Here is a 16345-nt window from a genome sequence, read left to right as displayed (position 1 = left end):
ACACTTGAGCGAGAGATTGCCCGACCGGTTCGGGTCGAAATGTCAGGTTTTCGACCGGTGGGAAGTGGTTCGTCTCAATAAATAGGTCTCAACCATGGAAAACCGGAAGTTTACCAACATCGACGGTCAAATATGAAGACCGGCCTCGGACCGCTACCCGTCACATTAGTGGATAATGTCTGGATTCCGCTATCCGACGGAACACGATTGGCTGCCAAGATCTGGCTCCCGGAGGATGCGACATCCAACCCGGTTCCGGCAATTGTCGACTACATTCCTTACCGCAAACGTGATGGCACCGTTCTAGAGGACGAACGGATGTATCCCTATTTCGCTTCGCATGGCTACGGGAGCATCCGTATAGACATCCGGGGCACCGGCGATTCCGAGGGCCTGTTCGAGGATGAATACGTCAAGCAAGAACAGGACGATGCTGTCGAGGCCATCGACTGGATCACACGGCAAGTTTGGTGCAGCGGCAGTGTGGGAATGATCGGCATCTCATGGGGTGGGTTCAGCGCATTGCAAGTCGCGGCGCGCCAGCCCAAGGGTCTGAAGGCGATTATCACGACCTGCTCGACTGACGATCGTTACGCCGATGATGCGCACTACATGGGCGGATGCGTTCTCAACGATACATTGGTTTGGGGTACGTCGTGTTTTGTGCGCATGGCTCAGTCGCCAGATCCCGAAATTGTTGGCGAGGACCACTGGCGCGCGATGTGGATGAAGCGGTTGGAGAATGCCCGGCCGACGTTGATTGATTGGCTCACGCATCAGCGCCGAGATGATTTCTGGAAACATGGTTCGGTCTGCGAAGATTACGGCGCAATTGATTGCGCGGTCTTCGCAGTCGGTGGATGGGCAGATGGCTATTCCAACGCCATATTCCGGCTTCTCTCGAAGCTAGAGGGGCCACGGAGAGGGCTGATTGGGCCGTGGGGTCATAAATACCCTCATGAGGGGGTCCCAGGTCCCGCCATCGGTTTCCTGCAGGAATGCCTCCGCTGGTGGGATCACTGGTTGAAGGCCAAGGATACCGGCATCATGCAGGAACCGATGCTGCGTAGCTGGATTTTGGACAGGGCGGAGCCCGCGGCGCATTATGAGGAGCGGCCGGGACACTGGGTCGCGGACCCCAGTTGGCCGTCTCCGCATGTATCCTCACGAGTCTACCGCCTTGGCGCTGGCATGTTGTCCGAGCAGCCGCTGCCGAGAGCCACTCTTGAAATCAGCTCGCCCGCGACGGTCGGAATCGCGGGCGGTGAGTGGTGCGCCTATGGGCTGGGGAGAGTTGGTCCAGAGATGCCGCTAGATCAGCGGTGGGATGATGGGGGCTCGTTAATCTTTGACAGCCATCCCCTGACGGAAGCCACACCGATCCTGGGGTCGCCTGTTCTCGAATTGGAGATTACTTGCGATAAGCCGACGGCGATCCTGGCGGTGCGTCTTTCCGATGTCAGCCCATCGGGCGAAGTCACCCGAGTGACATACGGCCTGCTCAACCTGTCGCACCGCGACAGTCACGAAAACCTGCAGCCGATGGAAGCTAGGAAATCATACAGCATCCGCCTCCCGATGAATGAGATCGGCTATGCCTTCCCGCCCGGGCACCGGATCCGGCTGTCTGTTTCCACCGCATATTGGCCGATTGCATTTCCCGCGCCGGAGCGCGCCACATTGGGGATATATGCGCATGCAAGCCGTCTGCATCTACCGGTCAGAATGCCTCAGCCAGGTGACCATGAGTTGCCCGCGTTTGGCGCAGCGGAAGGGTCTCCGTCGATGCCGACGACGGTAGTCAAACCCGGCAATCTTGAGCGGTTCATTCGCATGGACATATTGCGGAGACAGGTCACCGTCACAGTAAAATGTGACGACGGCTCCGTGCGTCTCGATCCCATCGGCACCGTTGTTGGCCATGACAAATACATGTTCTATTCGGTCACCGAAAGCGATCCCTCGACAGCCCGCACGGAAGTGTACGAACGCTATGAGCTGGGCCGCGGCACTTGGCAGACGGCGGTTGAAGGGAGGACAGTTATGACAGCTACCAACTCGACCTTCCACCTCCAGATCGATTTCGGCGGTTACGCAAACGGCGAGCGCATCTTCGACAGATCATGGTCAAAAGACATTCCGCGTGACTTTGTCTGACCGGATGGAGGTGACTGCGGATATTGCAGGAGAGGGACCACGACACCGCGGCCGGTAGGCGCAACGGCCACGGCGCGTAACACCATCTTGAGAGCCAACGTCATTGCCGAAAATGGGGGCGGGCTATGCAACAGTCTGTCCCTCGTCACCTTGCGCACGTCGAGTATTCGCTCGGAGGCTTGCAACGGGCTTCAGAGGATTTGGTTGAATGCTAGCGTCCTTGAGCCCCAACAGTACTGAGGCCACCCGCACAATATCGAAATGATAGGATTTGCTAGCCACACATCGGCGGCGGGAGCGAGACCGTCACGAGTTGGCTTAAGCAGATCTCAGATTACCCGGCAGCGGTTCCTTTGTAAGACGTTAGTTGCGTCCGCAACGCATTCCCTGCAAGAGAGGTGAGCCATTCGACTTTCGTCCTCACAGCTCCCGGCGGCCTGCGCCCAAGTGCGAGTAATGCCTGGAGTTGGCATGCGGAAGCGTGCTGGCAGGGTTTCGAACTCCGACCAGCTCATGCGCCGGCTTTCTGGCTACGCCGGTCTCAGGCACCGTAGCCATGTCCGGCACACTTCCCGGTAGAGCCCGCTGAGCGCTAGTCTATAATAGATAGTTGTGAGGCCTGCCGTGTTAGCCGCATTGTTCACGCAGAGCGGCGTGGCCAGTGCATTAACCGCCTAATCTCCTGATGCAATGCCTTAAGCTTGCGTTAGCCGCTTCCCTTCCGTCGATGAACCGGCCGTCCCGATTCGCCCGCTGATGCGAGGGGTGCCGCGAACCGCGCCAAACTCGACCAGCCGCGTCTTATCGTCATGGAGCATCAGGCCGAAGTTGGTCAGCCGCACATTGAGGGCAAAGAGCATTTCTCACGTGTCCGCTTGCCAGGGCCTTGATGGGGAGCGGTGCCGCACGCGCCGCCCTTGGCGTGCGAGCAGTCGAAATACACCCGAAACTGGACGAAGTTCTGATACGCATCGCGGCGGCCGGCATCAACAATACCGATATGAACACACGGATGGCTGGTCTTCCGTCGTCGCTGGGGGCGACGGGTAAAAGGCGCGCCGCGATCGTGTGGTCGTAGTCGCATGAGCCCGCCCGATGCATATCAGCAGGTCGATCGCGCACACGTTTGGGCGCCGATTCATGTCGTTCGAAGCTCTGATGAGAGCTGTGCGAGAGGTTCCGCAAAGCCGGCGCCGATGATCCCCGCCAGGTCGTGTCCCATCAGGTGGTGTAGCTCGGCGGTAGCGAAGCCGCTCACGAGCGCGCCGTTATTAGCGCTGTAGCGAGCGAGCGGCGCGTGGGTGGTCATCGGCGCTTTCCGGTAGGGTTTGGTTGTTGACGCCAACCCATTTCGGAAGGACCACCGATGACCGACGACATGATGAACCTGCGCACGCTCGTGGAGAAGACCCCGGATGCCGATCTGCTGCGGGAGATGATCGGCTTTGCAGCCGAGCGACTGATGGGAATGGAGGTGGGCGCGGCCACCGGCGCCCGCTATGGCGAGAAGAACCCGCTGCGGCTCGCCCAGCGCAATGGCTACCGCGACCGGGACTGGGAGACGCGGGCCGGCACGGTCGAGCTGCGCATCCCGAAGCTCAGGAAGGGAAGCTACTTCCCAGGTTTCCTCGAACCGCGCCGCATGGCCGAGAAGGCGCTAACCGCCGTCATCCAGGAAGCTTATGTGCAAGGCATCTCGACCCGGTCGGTTGACGACCTGGTCAAGGCCATGGGTATGAGCGGCATATCCAAGAGCCAGGTCTCGCGGCTGTGCGAGGAGATCGACGGGAAGGTGAAGGCCTTCCTCGAGCGGCCGATCGAGGGCGATTGGCCATACCTGTGGATCGACGCCACTTACCTGAAGGTCCGCCGCGGTGGGCAGATCGTCTCGGTCGCCGTTATCATCGCCGTCGGTGTCAACGCGGACGGCCGGCGCGAGGTACTGGGCATGGAGATTGGCACCTCGGAGGCCGAGCCGATCTGGACAGAGTTCCTGCGCAAGCTGACACGTCGCGGCCTGCGCGGCGTCAATCTCGTCGTCTCCGATGCTCACGAAGGCCTCAAGGCGGCCATCACCAAGGTGCTGTGCGCGACATGGCAGAGGTGCCGCGTCAACTTCATGAGGAACGTGCTGGCCCATGCCGGCAAGAGCGGCCGCAGGGTCGTCTCAGCCTTCATCGCCACCGCTTTCGCCCAGGAAACGCCCGAGACCGCGTCCGTACAATGGCGCGCCGTCGCCGACCAGATGGGCCGAAGGTGCCAAAGCTGGCGACAATCATGGACGACGCCGAGCCCGACGTGCTGGCCTACATGACCTTCCCCAAGGAACATCGCGCCAAGCTCCACTCGACGAATCCGATCGAACGTCTCAACGGCGAGATCAAGCGGCGCACCGAGGTCGTCGGAATCTTCCCGAACGACGATGCGATCGTGCGCCTCGTCGGCGCAATCCTGCTCGAACAGAACGATGAATGGGCAGTGCAGCGGGCCAGATATATGACTCTGGAAACGATCTGCCAGATGAGCAATGATACCCTAATCAGCCTGCCAGCCGTGGCGCGCTGATCAGCCCGGCCCAAATGCCGCCAGCTACACCACGCCGCGGGACACGATCTCCCGCCAATCGAATGCGAGACCGTCCTCCGCTCCCGCTCCGCCGGAGAATTGCTTTCCACACCGCCGGTCCGAGGTCCTTCGGAAGACGACTTACCTTCACGGAAGACTTAGTTTGGCAGTGCGGCCCCCATCCACGACGAAGATCTGGCCGGTGACGAATGCAGCTTCGTCGGAGGCAATCCATGCGACCATAGCCGCGACTTCCTCAACCCGGCCGGTTCGACCCAACGGATGAATGGCACCCAGCCGTCCCCGCGCCTGCTCGGTCAACGCGGCCATGAAATTGACATTGAGATCCGTATCGATCCAGCCAGGAGCTACGCCGTTGCAACGCACCCCGTCTGGCCCACCATCGACCGCGACGGCACGCGTCAGGCCATGCAGCCCTGCTTTCGACGCGCAATAGGCCGCGTGCCCCGGGTTGGACGCCAATCCCTCAATCGAGCCGATATTGACGATCGCTCCCCGGCTTCTTCGAAGATGAGGCATGGCGCGACGGATCAGCAGGAAAGGAGCATCAAGGTTGAGCGCCATTGTGCGTCGCCACTCGTCCAGCCCCGTCTCATCTATCTTCGCTTCAGCCATGCGCCCAGCGTTGTTGACGAGGATATCGAGCCGGCCGGCCTGTTGAACGACATCGTCAATGATCACGGCCGGAACGTCGGGGTCGCAAAGGTCCGCGACTATCGTTTCTATACGGCAGGCCTCCTCAAGCTGAACCGCAAAGACTCTGGCTCCCTCGCCGGCAAGCCTGTCGGCGATTGCCGCCCCAATGCCGCTGCTGGCGCCCGTCACCAGGGCGACCTTCCCCACGAAGCGGCTCATGCTACAGCCTTTCCGCCGTCCACGTCGCCCACAACAATCCATCTCATTCTAGAAGACCCTCGGCGAACACGGCGTGCCGACCGCGCATCGCTCTGTGAATTCCCCCAAAGCCGCGCGCAGCGCGCCTGAGTTTCACCATCTGCCGGGGAAGGCATCCTCTCGTCCATTAGGCTTCCTCTGGCCAAGTGCTTGGAAAATACGCCGGGCGCTTTCTGCAACCCGTCGCCGGCAGTTCCTGTTGCCTAGCTACAAGGAGGTTCAAAAGCCGTGCCAACTGAGAAGTAGGAGCGCCAAAAAAAGAGTTCTACAGGTTATTCAAAGCCTTAAACGAGAGCGCATCAGCAGCGAAGCCGACCGCCACCGTGTCCCGGACTCGACAAAGCCGACAATCGGCGTCGGCACCCTGCGTTTTCCCAGAAAGTGGGCAGGATTTTCTCGGAATCCGTCGCTCTTGGAGACCGTTCCAAATCTCGTAGACTGACCAGCAACTGGCCAATCCTACTTGCAACAAAACCTTCAAATAAGTTTGCAGGATCTTCGCGCCCGCAAATCACCGACACTGCTATTGTCACAGCCAAGTCTGAGGTCGTCACGGCTAAACAACCGGGTGGCGACAGGCGCTGACCACACAATACGCAAAGGTAGGCTCAACAACCAATGGCAACGAGAGCACTCATTCTGGTCGAAGGCGATCCAACGGGTACTGGTCTCCTCTACATCCAAGCGGCCCAGCGTCTTGGTCTTCATCCAATTACGCTGTCGGCTGATCCAGCTCGGTACGAGTATCTGGCGGCAGAAAAGTACGAGGCAATCCGTGTCGATACAGACAATCTCGATGCGCTGATCCGTGAATGTTCCCGTCTAGGGGCCACTTATGACGTTGCTGGAATTACGTCCTCCCTGGAGGCGTTCTACGCGACAATTGGCAAGCTCTGCCAGTATTTCGATCTACCGGGACCGAACCCCACATCGATTGAACGATGCTGCGAAAAATTCAGTCAACGTCAGCTCCTTGCGGAGGCCGGCGTTCCAGTACCTGCGTATCGCTTGGCAGCGAATGCGGCGGACGTGCAAAGCTCTGCCGCGGAGATCGGCCTGCCGGTGATTCTTAAGCCGGCCGTGGGCGCAGGAAGCTGCGGTGTCCGATTGTGCCGCAACGCCGATGAGGTGGCCGAACATACGACCTATCTGTTGGGCGGGAAGCACATATGGCGGTCGTCGCCAAGGATGCTGGTTGAAGAATTCGCAGAAGGCCTCCATTATATCGCTGAGATAATGGGAAATGAGGTCATTGGGATCACCGCTGCTGAATTCGGCCCCCCACCGCATTTCGTCTTTCGTGAGTTCATCTTTCCGGCCCTGCTGACCGATGACGAGCATGAGCGGATCGCCGATGTTTCGCTGAGCTGTTTGCGAGCTCTCGGCCTTGGTTGGGGGCCAGCGAACATTGAACTCCGGTGGACGAAGCGTGGCCCAGTCGTCATTGAAGTCAATCCGCGTCTTTCTGGCGCGCCCGATCCTCAACTGGTTCAGCTGGGCTACGGTGTCGATCTTGTCACCGAGCACATCAAGCTTGTCATCGGCGACGAATGGGATTTGCGCAGAAGGCATTCGCACATTGCGGCCGCGCGGATTCTGGTTCCTGATCGCGATGGCACCCTCGATTGGATAAGTGGCGACAGTCGGGCGGCTGCTATATCAGGTGTCGCCGAGGTCAAATTTTTTGTTGAATCCAAGACGCCGATCGTCAGGAAAGGCGATTACCGAGACTGTCTCGGATATGTCATCGCCGCTTCACCCAGCCGTGCTCTGACCGAGGCGACACTTCAGCGTGCCGTCGACTTAATAGATTGGTCGATCACACCATTGCCGACCCTTGGCGAACAGGAACAATCCTTGGACCCGACCCTCTCTGCTCCAGCGTCGGCGGCGCCCGGTGAGAGATGATCGTTGTCAAGCTCGCTAGAGTTAGGAAACGGACAGCCCCCCGTGTCAAGTTCCCGATGCTTGCATAACCGTCAGGTCAGCGACGAGCATGCTTGCCCCTACCACGCGAAGGGCGTTGCAGCAGACCACGACATACACCCGAAGGAACTCAAGATCGTATTCGAGCCCGTGCGACCGGGACGAGGCTCGCCAGCTCGAGCTGAGTCAGCAGCGCATGCTCCCTGAAGCGAGCGCAGTCATGCAGGATAGGCGTTGGCGATCAGTTTGCGATAGAGACGCCCAAGTTGCGCCTTTTCGTCGACGTTACTGGTATGTTATGCTAACAGAATAACTACCACGCCGTGCAGCAGGCCAACATCTGGCTCAAGGCCGCTGCACAAGGTTGCTGTGTTGCGCGACCGCCCGGTTCCGGGAAGCGCGGTCTTCGGCGCGAATACACATGCTAGTCCGCGGGATTGCTTCGAGGACTGGAAACTCGCGAGAAGCAGTACGCGATCATCCGGCATTATGTCAGCTTTGTCGGGTCTGCGACGCAGGATTGTTTGGCCAATTTCTTATTTCGCCTCAAGCCAAATTGCTGAAACAGCCACGAAAAATGTCTCTTCGCCTCGATCGGCCCAATTGGCACGAGTTTTGACACCGTAGCTGCGAGACGGCAGCAGGAAGCGACCCGCGCGCCGCCGATGACCATCTGCCCTATACGGAGGAATTGGCATGAACACCCTCGATCAACGGACGGCACTGGAGCAAGCCGCGCGAGAGCGCATTAAGGATTCCCACGCTCTCGACGGCGACGTCGGTCGCTTGACCCACTTCTATCGCGAATGGGCCAGTTCCTACGAGTTGGATGTCGGCCGCGACGGGTACTGCGGGCCGATGATCGTGGCGGAATTGGCGGGCGCCGTGCAGACAGCCTATTTGGCCAGGCAGCGAGCGACCATCGCAATCCTGGACGCTGGCTGCGGAACAGGCCTCGTGGGCGTGGAACTGGAACGCCTCGGCTTCCGGTTGATCGACGGGATCGACCTCTCCGCGGAGATGGCCGAACAGGCACGGCAAACCCGCGTCTACCGCCATGTCCAAGGCAATGTCGATCTCAACGGGCCACTCTCCGACTATCCCAGCGCGAGCTATGACCTCACGGTCTGCTGCGGCGTCTTCACGCTCGGGCATGTCCGACCGGATGGGCTGCGCGAACTGGCTCGCGTCACGCGCCCGAACGGATTCATCATCGCAAGCACCCGCAAGAGCTATGCGGAGACCACATCCTTTGAAAACGAGGTGCGGCGGCTGCAGGATGCGGGCGTCCTTGTGCCGGCACTGCGTCTAAACGACGGCAGATACGTCGCCGAGGAGGACGCGCACTACTGGGTTTTCCAGGTGGCGGAGAAGGCCAACGCACCAACGGAGGAGCGGCCATGACGACGCTACCGCAAAACAAGCTGGCGAAGCTGGCAGCCGATCTAACGCGTGTTTGTACAAGGGAGTGTATTGCAGCATGATGGCACGATCGAGCGCAGAACTCCACGCGAGACGTGAGCGCGCGCTGCCGCGCGGCGTTGCATGTGCGTTTCCGGTATGCGCGGAGCGCGCCCAAGGCGCGGAGATTTGGGACACGGAGGGGCGCCGGTATATCGATTTCATCGGCGGCATGGGCGCGCTTGCGGTCGGACATTCGCATCCGCAGGTGGTTGATGCAGTCAGAACGCAGTTGCAGCGCTTCACCCATACCTTCTTCGGCAGCATTCCCTATGACGGCTACGTGCGTCTCGCGGAGCGCCTCAACGCGAAAGCTCCGTTCCCCACGCCGGCGAAAACCCTTCTTGTCACCACTGGCGCAGAAGCGGTGGAGAATGCGGTGAAGATCGCTCGCGTCCACTCGGGCCGAAGGGGTGTCGTAGTCTTCAGAGGAGGCTTTCACGGACGCACGTTACTGACCCTTGCGATGACTTCACAGCTCGATCCATACAAACGCGGTTTCGGCCCCTTCCCCACCGATATTTACCACGCGCCCTTTCCTTCGGCTTATCGAGGCCCGAGCGCAGACGAGGCCCTTCAAGCGCTTCGAGACCTGTTCGAGACGCAGATCGAGCCCGACCAAGTTGCAGCCATGGTGATCGAACCGGTCCAGGGTGAAGGTGGTTTCCTGCCGGCGCCGCCGGAGTTCATACGCGGTCTGCGCGCTTTGTGCGACGCCCACGGCATCGTCCTGATCGCGGATGAGGTCCAGTCCGGCTTCGCTCGCACCGGCCGGGTTTTCGCCATCGAGCATTCAGGAGTGGAGCCGGATCTTGTAGCGCTGGGAAAGAGTTTCGGCGGCGGGCTCCCAATCGCCGCTGTCATCGGCAAGGCGGTGATCATGGACGCCGTGCCGCCGGGCGGACTCGGAGGCACCTACGCGGGGAATCCCCTTGCATGCGCAGCGGCACTTGCCGCCCTGAACGTGCTTGAGGAGAAGAACCTGGCTGCCCGCAGCATGGAAATCGGCGAGCGCCTTACCTCCGGCTTCCGCTCCCTCAATCTGGGGACCAATTGCCCCATTATCGGCGAGGTGCGCGGTTTGGGCGCGATGATCGGCATTGAACTCGTCGATGATGCAATGTCACAGCGCCCGGCGACAGCGCTGACGGCGAGGCTCGTGGAAGACGCCGCGATGCATGGTCTTCTGCTCGCCTCGGCCGGACTTGCGCATAACGTCATACGCGTGCTTGCTCCGCTTACAGTATCGAACGAGATCATCGACGAAGCCTTGGCGATTTTCGAGGATTCGCTTGCGCGGGTGGCCACGCTTCCCACGCTTGATTCATATGATCCCGACGAGATGGCCATGCTGCGCTCAGAAACAGAGCCGCAGATCTGATGGGTGAGCTTTTCCCGCTCCGCATCCAGGCGATGGGGGGAGACGATGGACCGCGTGCACGCTATCTCATCGGCGGATTTGGACGGCATGAGGGCATGGAGCGCCGGCCGGCTGCTTTGCAGATGGCTCCCGTTTCAGGGTTGTCGTTTTGATTGGACTTGACGTGAGGCGTAGCGAAGTGCGGCTGATCAGTCACACTTCGTATTGAATGCTCACCGGCTCCGCAGCATTCGAGCGCGCGTCGTCATCCTCAATGATAGCCTCAGGGCCGCAAAAAGTAGCCTGCCAGGTTGTTTCGGCTGCTGCCGCCGCGGGCTGCATCTAGACTAAGGGAGGACAAACCAGCTCCACGCGGCCCGTGACTATCGCCCAGATTGACCTGTTCTGCGGCATGGATGTTGCCGCTAAATATACGAGAAGCAGCCGGTTGGCCCGTCCGCTTTATCGGAATTGTCGAGGACAAAGGCTTGAGTTGAGGTTGCAACGGCCCATGAGAGCGGGTTCGTGATTTCTTTTCGCAGCACGCGAAGTCGCCCTTCCGACTGCAGAAGACGCGTTGTCCGTGCAGTATCTCGATCATGGTCTGATCGATTCCTACGCATTGGCGTGCCCTGAACATTGCACCCGTCCGAAATCCGTCGAGACGCTTTATATCACAGCGCCGGTATCAAGACGGTTGCAACAGATCCTTCAAATAAGCTTGCAGAACTTTCACGTCTCCCAACCGCTAACTAGGGTACAACGTCCGAGGTAAGGCACGGCTTCAAGAGCTTAGCCTGATTTTACGCTTAGATCCCCCACAGCACGCAATCTCGGAGTTTACAATGGCAAGAAGAGCGCTAATCCTGCTTGAAGGCACAAGCGCGAATGGCCAGCTATACGTCCAAGCCGCCCAGCGTCTTGGTCTTCATCCAATTACCCTGTCCGCTAACCCAGCGCAGTACGACTATCTTGCGGCGGAAAGCATTGAGGCAGTCGCGATCGACACAACCAACCTCGGCGCGCTGATCCACGAATGTTCCCGGTTGAGTGCGACCTATGACATTGCAGGGATTACGAGCGCCGAGGAGGCGGTCTATGCAACAGTTGGCGAGCTCTGTCGGTATTTCGAGCTACCGGGACCGAACCCCACAGCGATTGCACAATGCTGCGACAAATTCACTCAACGTCAGCTCCTCGCGGAGGGCGGCGTTCCAATCCCAGCTTATCGCTTGGCAGCGAATGCCGCGGAGGTAAAGAGCGCTGCTGAGGAGATTGGGCTGCCGGTGGTTCTTAAGCCGGCCGTGGGCGCGGGCAGCAGCGGCGTCCGATTATGCCGCGACTTCGATGAGCTAGCCGAACACACGACCTATCTGTTGGGCGGGAAGCACTTCTGGCGGTCTTCGCCAAGGATACTTGTCGAAGAACTCGCGCAAGGCCCCCATTATTGGGCGCACATAATGGGAAATGAGGCTATTGGTATTGAGGCCGCTGAGTTCGGCTCCCCACCTCATTTCGTCTTTCGTGAAGGTATCTTTCCGGCCCCGCTGACTGATGACGAGTATAAACGTATAGCCGAACTTTCGCTGAGCTGCTTGCGAGCTCTCGACCTCGGCTGGGGGCCAACGAACATCGAATTCCGTTTGACGAAGCGTGGCCCAGTCATCATTGAAGTCAATCCGCGCCTCGCTGGTGGTCCTCAAGCGGTTCAGTTGGCTTACGGTGTCGATCTTATCACTGAGCACATCAAGCTTGTCATCGGCGAAGAATGGAATTTTCGCAGAAGGCATTCGTATATTGCGGGCTGGCAGTCCCTGCTTCCTGATCGCGATGGCATCCTCAATTGGATAGACGGCGACAGCCGGGCGGCTGCCCTGTCAGGTGTCGCGGAGGTCAAATTGTATGTTAAACCCAAGACACCGATCTTCAGGAAAGGCGATTACCGAGACTCTATGGGATGTGTCTTCGCTGTTTCGCCCAACCTTGCTCACACGAAAGCGATCCTTCAGCGTGCCGTTGGCTTGATCAAGTGGTCGATCACACCATTTCCGACCATTGGCGAATAGAAAAAAGTCTGAACCCCAACCCTTTTTGCTCCAGCGCCGGGGCGCCAGGTAACAAATGATGGGCCATTCGTCGCTCACGACGAATCGCCCTGAAAGGGCCAGACCATTTCGGGCCGCGACGATGGCAAGGTTTTTCGGCTTACGCTTGGCGACGGGGTTCCCTGGAGGAATGGGATTGTGCCGGGAAGCAACCAGAGCGCCCGTGAGGAGGGCGGCGCCCTGCCAGCGGAAATGTCGGTGATGCTAGGCACCTTCAACGCAGAGCAGCATGGGCGCGGCCGATCACCTTCCTAGCAACGGCCGCGTCGAACTCGCACACGTCGCCGATAGTGAGAACCAGTTCGTGCTCAGGAGGACGCAATGTTGTCGGGCCAGAAAGAGCCGGCCATGATCGGCGCCGGTAATGCCCCACAGAAGCTATGAATTTGAGATTAATTCACGCATTTGTTGGCGATCAGCTGATCAGCTTGGGGCAACCCTTAGCGCTATTTACATCCCCGGATCAGATTGTTTCCTTTTTCGATCTGCTCGACCAAAGGTGCGAGATTGCACGCGCCGGGATTCTGACACGGCATCAGGCCGACCAGCCGCGCGCAGCACATGCCGCGCGTCCACGAGCGCCCCGGGCTTCTCCCTCAACGCTTCGAAGTCGGATCCTTCCTGTCTGGTCGCAATGTGTCGCCCGGAAACGTCCGAAAAATGGCGTCTTGCGGACTTTCATCGCAGCGAGAGTCTCTCGCCTGCCTGCCGAACTTCTGTCATTTTCGGCGGTCCCGCCAAGGCATGGAGCGACGGCACTTAGCATTGATCGGATTTCTTCCTCATCCCGTCCTGGAATGCGGAGCGGCCACGAAGCTCCCATTGTAGATCGAGGATTCCGGAAGAATCCATGCCCAGTAAACGTCGTCCCGAACCCGTGATGCCGATCACCCCACCGCTATGCCTCCGGGCCATGCAAAGGTGCGCCGGCGCGAGTTCTAACCTCAAGCGTTCCGCTCTTCGGCCGAGATCTTCCGCAACCACTCGCGCAGCCGCTCGGCCCCCGGCGACAGGGTCCGGTTGTCGTTCCACGTCAGATAGTATCCTCCCGGGGCGTCCAGCTCGAGGTCGGTAATCCTGACGAGCTTGCCCTCTTCGACCGATGTTCGCACCAACCGGTGCCAGCCCACGGCAACGCCCTGATCAGCCTGGGCGGCTTGCAAAGCTACGAAGAACTTGCTGAACCTGCGGCCACGAAGCGGTCCGCGGGGAATCCTGGCGCGGCGCAGGACCTCGTCCCAGCCGGCCCACTCCGGCTCCATCCATTCGACGTGCAGGAGTGGCAGTTCGGGCAAGCACTTGGCGGTCGCATCCCTGTGCTCCTGGGCGAAGCCGGGACCGCAGACCGGGTAGATGACATCGCCAAACAACAGTTCCGATCTCTCTTCAGGCCATGAACCGAAGCCATAGCGGATGCGCAGCTCGACTTCAGCGCGCCGATAGTCGCGCGAACTGTCGGAAATCAGATGATCGACTGTGATATCACCATGCTGCGACCAAAAGCTCGGCATGCGCGGCATCAACCACATCGACGCGAACGCGTCGGTAGAGGCAATCGTGACATTCCGGGTACGATCGCCGCGTTTAATGGTCCTGACGACATCGGACGCCTTTGAAAGGGTGCTTGCCAGCACGCTGTAGAGGTCTTTGCCAGCCCTGGAAAGCATCACACCGGTTCCTGGCCTCACAAACAGCGGAACACCAAGCTCGTCCTCAATGGCTTTGATCTGCCGACTGATCTCTCCCGATGTCACGTTCAGCTCGGAAGCCGCAAGCTTGAACGAGAGATGGCGTGCCGACGCCTCGAATACCTCGAGAGCAGTCGGGGACGGGAGTTCATAATAACGATGAAGCATTGAAGGCTCCAATCAGATCGACAGTCGCTGTCTAAGTAGCCGCGATATCCATGTCGACCTCTGGTTCAAAGGAGCGCCGCCAGCTCACACGCTAAAGTTGAGATAGTGATAAATCACCATTGGCCTTCGTGACGCACTGCGGTCGCCCACGACGACCAAATCATCGATGCAAGTTGCGTGCCGATAGGCTCACCGTTATGAGTGCACCACACGTCCATACCGACGGACCGGCTCACTCGACCGTTCGTCGAGTTTCCGACATTTCTTGCCAGCATCAGACACAACGTTTGTGGATACACATGCGCGGGATCGTCACATTAACGAGGCGGGACCCGGCCACCGTATGAGGAGGTATAACGACCCCGTCACCCGCGCTATATCCGCGCCGTTTCCCTACCGAGGTGGTCAGCGCGAGAGGTCAGCCACGAAACGGTTCGCCGTTGCGAGAAGTTCGGATATCGGCTATCCGCGACCGCCATCGGTCTTGCCGCTTGCCAGGATCGGCACGGGGTGCCCGCACAATGCGGACGCTTGGCAGCAAGCACATGCGCCAGCGCGTGCACCGACTTCAGCACCACAGCACAGGCGCCGACCTGGTCCGCCAGCGTGGAGAGGCGCAGATCGATGCCCTCGCTCTGCCGGTTCAACGGCGAATGCTGGGCACACTTCTCAAACAAGATCATCGTTCGCCAGTCAGGCCGAACCGCAACACGAGCAGTTCGACGGGGCGGCAATGACGACGCGTTCGCGCGGCAGATGCTCGGGACACGGCTTCCTTGACGGTCGCTTGCGCTCGAAGGCTCTGAGCGTTGTCGACGACCGCCGTCGCCGCTGTGCCTGACAGTATTCCTTCACCCATGACGTTTTATCTGAAATCCATCCGCGGGGCGACTTGGAAAGCCCGCCTGTTTCGGACCGGTTCGCCAAGGACCTGTGGATGGTTGTAACTCTCCGGAATTAAGCGGGCAGGCAGTGTCACGTGAGTAAGTGCCTATCCGCTCTCATCAAACATTGGCCAAGTGAGCGTAACTTGCTGCGAAACGCCTGAATTTGTGCTCGCCGCACGTCACCGGCTTGTAGCGAAGCGGGTTGCTGTCGGTGACACATGAAGGCAATGGTTCGATGACCGCATTGAAATCAGCGTCGATAAAGAAGGGGATCGAGTATCGCTCGCGGCCCGAGGTATTCACCACGCGGTGCATGTTCGCCAAGTAGACATCATTGGTCAGCCGCTGAATCAGATCGCCAATGTTGATTACGAATGTGCCATGGATCGGAATGCCCTGGACCCAGTCGCCATCTCGGTTCATGACCTGCAGACCGCCCACGTCGTCCTGCGCCAGGATGGTCAGATTGCCGTAATCCGTGTGGGCGCCAATACCTATGATCTCTTCGTGAATATAGCCACTCTGCGGCGGATAATGAAGCAGGCGCTGAATGCTGATCGGGTTGCGCATGAAGTTCTCGAAATAGCTTTCCGACTGGTCCAGACTGAGCGCGATTCCCTTCAAGAGTATTTTCGCGAGGTCCACCATTTTTTGATGGTACCCGTACGTCAGTTCCCGAAACTCAGTCAGATTTGAGGGCCACTGGTTGGGGCCCAAAAACGGACCTTGCAACGTCGAGCGTTCAGGACCGATGTCAAAGCACTCCTTGAGGTCTCTCGTCTTGCCCGGATCGGTGTTCTCCCCGAACGGCTCAATGTATCCGCGCAGGGCCACATCGGATTTGCTTACATGCAATTCCATCTTCTGCGACATGGGCAGATCAAAGAACCGACGGCTCACATCGAATACCGAATCCACAAAATCCTGCGGAATACCGTGGTTCTTCACATATATGAACCCAGTGTTGGACAATGCCCAACGTATCTCCTTCGCCACCCTATGCTTATCGCTGCCATCGAGAAGCGGCGCGATGTCAACCACCGGGATCTTGTCGAAGCTTTCGCGTTTCGCGCGAAGCTTGTCGTCCAGTTTGGCAACGAGATCTTTGCGCAT

At 59.2% G+C, this 16345-nt stretch carries 10 protein-coding genes and 2 pseudogenes; 6 read left to right on the top strand and 6 right to left on the bottom strand.

The genetic code is table 11. From position 1 onward, the window contains the following. The first annotated feature begins 132 nt into the window (after positions 1-132). Positions 133-2157 carry a CocE/NonD family hydrolase gene (locus tag ACYHH6_RS09810; protein WP_352593471.1) on the top strand — a complete coding sequence of 675 codons (2025 nt, stop codon included), beginning with the start codon at positions 133-135 and terminating at the stop codon, positions 2155-2157. A 695-nt stretch (positions 2158-2852) separates the two neighbouring features. Here the strand turns inward: ACYHH6_RS09810 and ACYHH6_RS09805 are convergent. Beyond that, positions 2853-3017: a hypothetical protein gene (locus tag ACYHH6_RS09805; RefSeq protein WP_352593468.1), complete on the bottom strand. Its 165-nt coding sequence runs from the start codon at positions 3015-3017 to the stop codon at positions 2853-2855. A gap of 278 nt (positions 3018-3295) precedes the next feature. Next, a complete protein-coding gene (locus tag ACYHH6_RS09800; protein ID WP_352593465.1) occupies positions 3296-3466 on the bottom strand; it encodes a hypothetical protein in 171 nt (56 codons plus the stop codon). Positions 3467-3592: 126 nt separating this feature from the next. On the opposite strand from ACYHH6_RS09800, the pseudogene ACYHH6_RS09795 reads away from it, so the two are divergent. Further along, positions 3593-4722: pseudogene (locus tag ACYHH6_RS09795) on the top strand (IS256 family transposase). A gap of 147 nt (positions 4723-4869) precedes the next feature. On the opposite strand, the gene ACYHH6_RS09790 reads toward ACYHH6_RS09795, so the two are convergent. Continuing rightward, complete coding sequence (locus ACYHH6_RS09790; protein WP_352522290.1) at positions 4870-5598, bottom strand: SDR family NAD(P)-dependent oxidoreductase; 729 nt, start codon at positions 5596-5598, stop codon at positions 4870-4872. 657 nt (positions 5599-6255) lie between these two features. Here ACYHH6_RS09790 and ACYHH6_RS09785 point away from each other — a divergent pair. The 4 genes from ACYHH6_RS09785 (at position 6256) to ACYHH6_RS09770 (ending at position 12450) form a co-directional block, all read left to right on the top strand. After that, positions 6256-7545: an ATP-grasp domain-containing protein gene (locus tag ACYHH6_RS09785; RefSeq protein WP_488481989.1), complete on the top strand. Its 1290-nt coding sequence runs from the start codon at positions 6256-6258 to the stop codon at positions 7543-7545. 714 nt (positions 7546-8259) lie between these two features. Further along, the gene (locus ACYHH6_RS09780; RefSeq protein ID WP_352593536.1) at positions 8260-8967 is read left to right on the top strand and encodes a class I SAM-dependent DNA methyltransferase; all 708 of its coding nucleotides are present in this window, start codon (positions 8260-8262) and stop codon (positions 8965-8967) included. A gap of 76 nt (positions 8968-9043) precedes the next feature. Next, complete coding sequence (gene gabT / locus ACYHH6_RS09775; RefSeq protein WP_352522311.1) at positions 9044-10405, top strand: 4-aminobutyrate--2-oxoglutarate transaminase; 1362 nt, start codon at positions 9044-9046, stop codon at positions 10403-10405. Between the two features lie 824 nt (positions 10406-11229). Further along, positions 11230-12450, top strand: a complete 1221-nt coding sequence (locus ACYHH6_RS09770; protein ID WP_352522310.1) for an ATP-grasp domain-containing protein — start codon at positions 11230-11232, stop codon at positions 12448-12450. A 983-nt stretch (positions 12451-13433) separates the two neighbouring features. Here ACYHH6_RS09770 and ACYHH6_RS09765 read toward each other — a convergent pair. The 3 genes and pseudogenes from ACYHH6_RS09765 to ACYHH6_RS09755 all read right to left on the bottom strand — a co-directional run bounded on the left by ACYHH6_RS09765 (position 13434) and on the right by ACYHH6_RS09755 (position 16345). Next, positions 13434-14345 carry a LysR substrate-binding domain-containing protein gene (locus ACYHH6_RS09765; RefSeq protein ID WP_352593533.1) on the bottom strand — a complete coding sequence of 304 codons (912 nt, stop codon included), beginning with the start codon at positions 14343-14345 and terminating at the stop codon, positions 13434-13436. Positions 14346-14813: 468 nt separating this feature from the next. After that, positions 14814-15182 (bottom strand): annotated as a pseudogene (locus ACYHH6_RS09760) (IS66 family transposase); the annotation flags it as partial. Between the two features lie 167 nt (positions 15183-15349). Next, positions 15350-16345 (bottom strand): isopenicillin N synthase family dioxygenase, encoded by a 996-nt coding sequence (locus tag ACYHH6_RS09755; RefSeq protein WP_352522308.1) that lies wholly within the window; start codon positions 16343-16345, stop codon positions 15350-15352.

The organism is Mesorhizobium sp. P171375 (genome assembly GCF_057786075.1).
Note: the sequence above shows the minus strand (reverse complement) of the source record. Positions and strands in the feature narration are given on the sequence as shown.

Excerpts from the sequence above, each read along its gene's own strand:
- ACYHH6_RS09800 (WP_352593465.1), bottom strand. The coding sequence starts at position 3,466 with ATGACCACCCACGCGCCGCTCGCTCGCTACAGCGCTAATAACGGCGCG.
- ACYHH6_RS09810 (WP_352593471.1), top strand. The coding sequence starts at position 133 with ATGAAGACCGGCCTCGGACCGCTACCCGTCACATTAGTGGATAATGTC.
- ACYHH6_RS09770 (WP_352522310.1), top strand. The coding sequence starts at position 11,230 with ATGGCAAGAAGAGCGCTAATCCTGCTTGAAGGCACAAGCGCGAATGGC.
- ACYHH6_RS09805 (WP_352593468.1), bottom strand. The coding sequence starts at position 3,017 with ATGCTCTTTGCCCTCAATGTGCGGCTGACCAACTTCGGCCTGATGCTC.
- gabT (WP_352522311.1), top strand. The coding sequence starts at position 9,044 with ATGATGGCACGATCGAGCGCAGAACTCCACGCGAGACGTGAGCGCGCG.
- ACYHH6_RS09765 (WP_352593533.1), bottom strand. The coding sequence starts at position 14,345 with ATGCTTCATCGTTATTATGAACTCCCGTCCCCGACTGCTCTCGAGGTA.
- ACYHH6_RS09780 (WP_352593536.1), top strand. The coding sequence starts at position 8,260 with ATGAACACCCTCGATCAACGGACGGCACTGGAGCAAGCCGCGCGAGAG.
- ACYHH6_RS09790 (WP_352522290.1), bottom strand. The coding sequence starts at position 5,598 with ATGAGCCGCTTCGTGGGGAAGGTCGCCCTGGTGACGGGCGCCAGCAGC.
- ACYHH6_RS09755 (WP_352522308.1), bottom strand. The coding sequence starts at position 16,345 with ATGCGCAAAGATCTCGTTGCCAAACTGGACGACAAGCTTCGCGCGAAA.
- ACYHH6_RS09785 (WP_488481989.1), top strand. The coding sequence starts at position 6,256 with ATGGCAACGAGAGCACTCATTCTGGTCGAAGGCGATCCAACGGGTACT.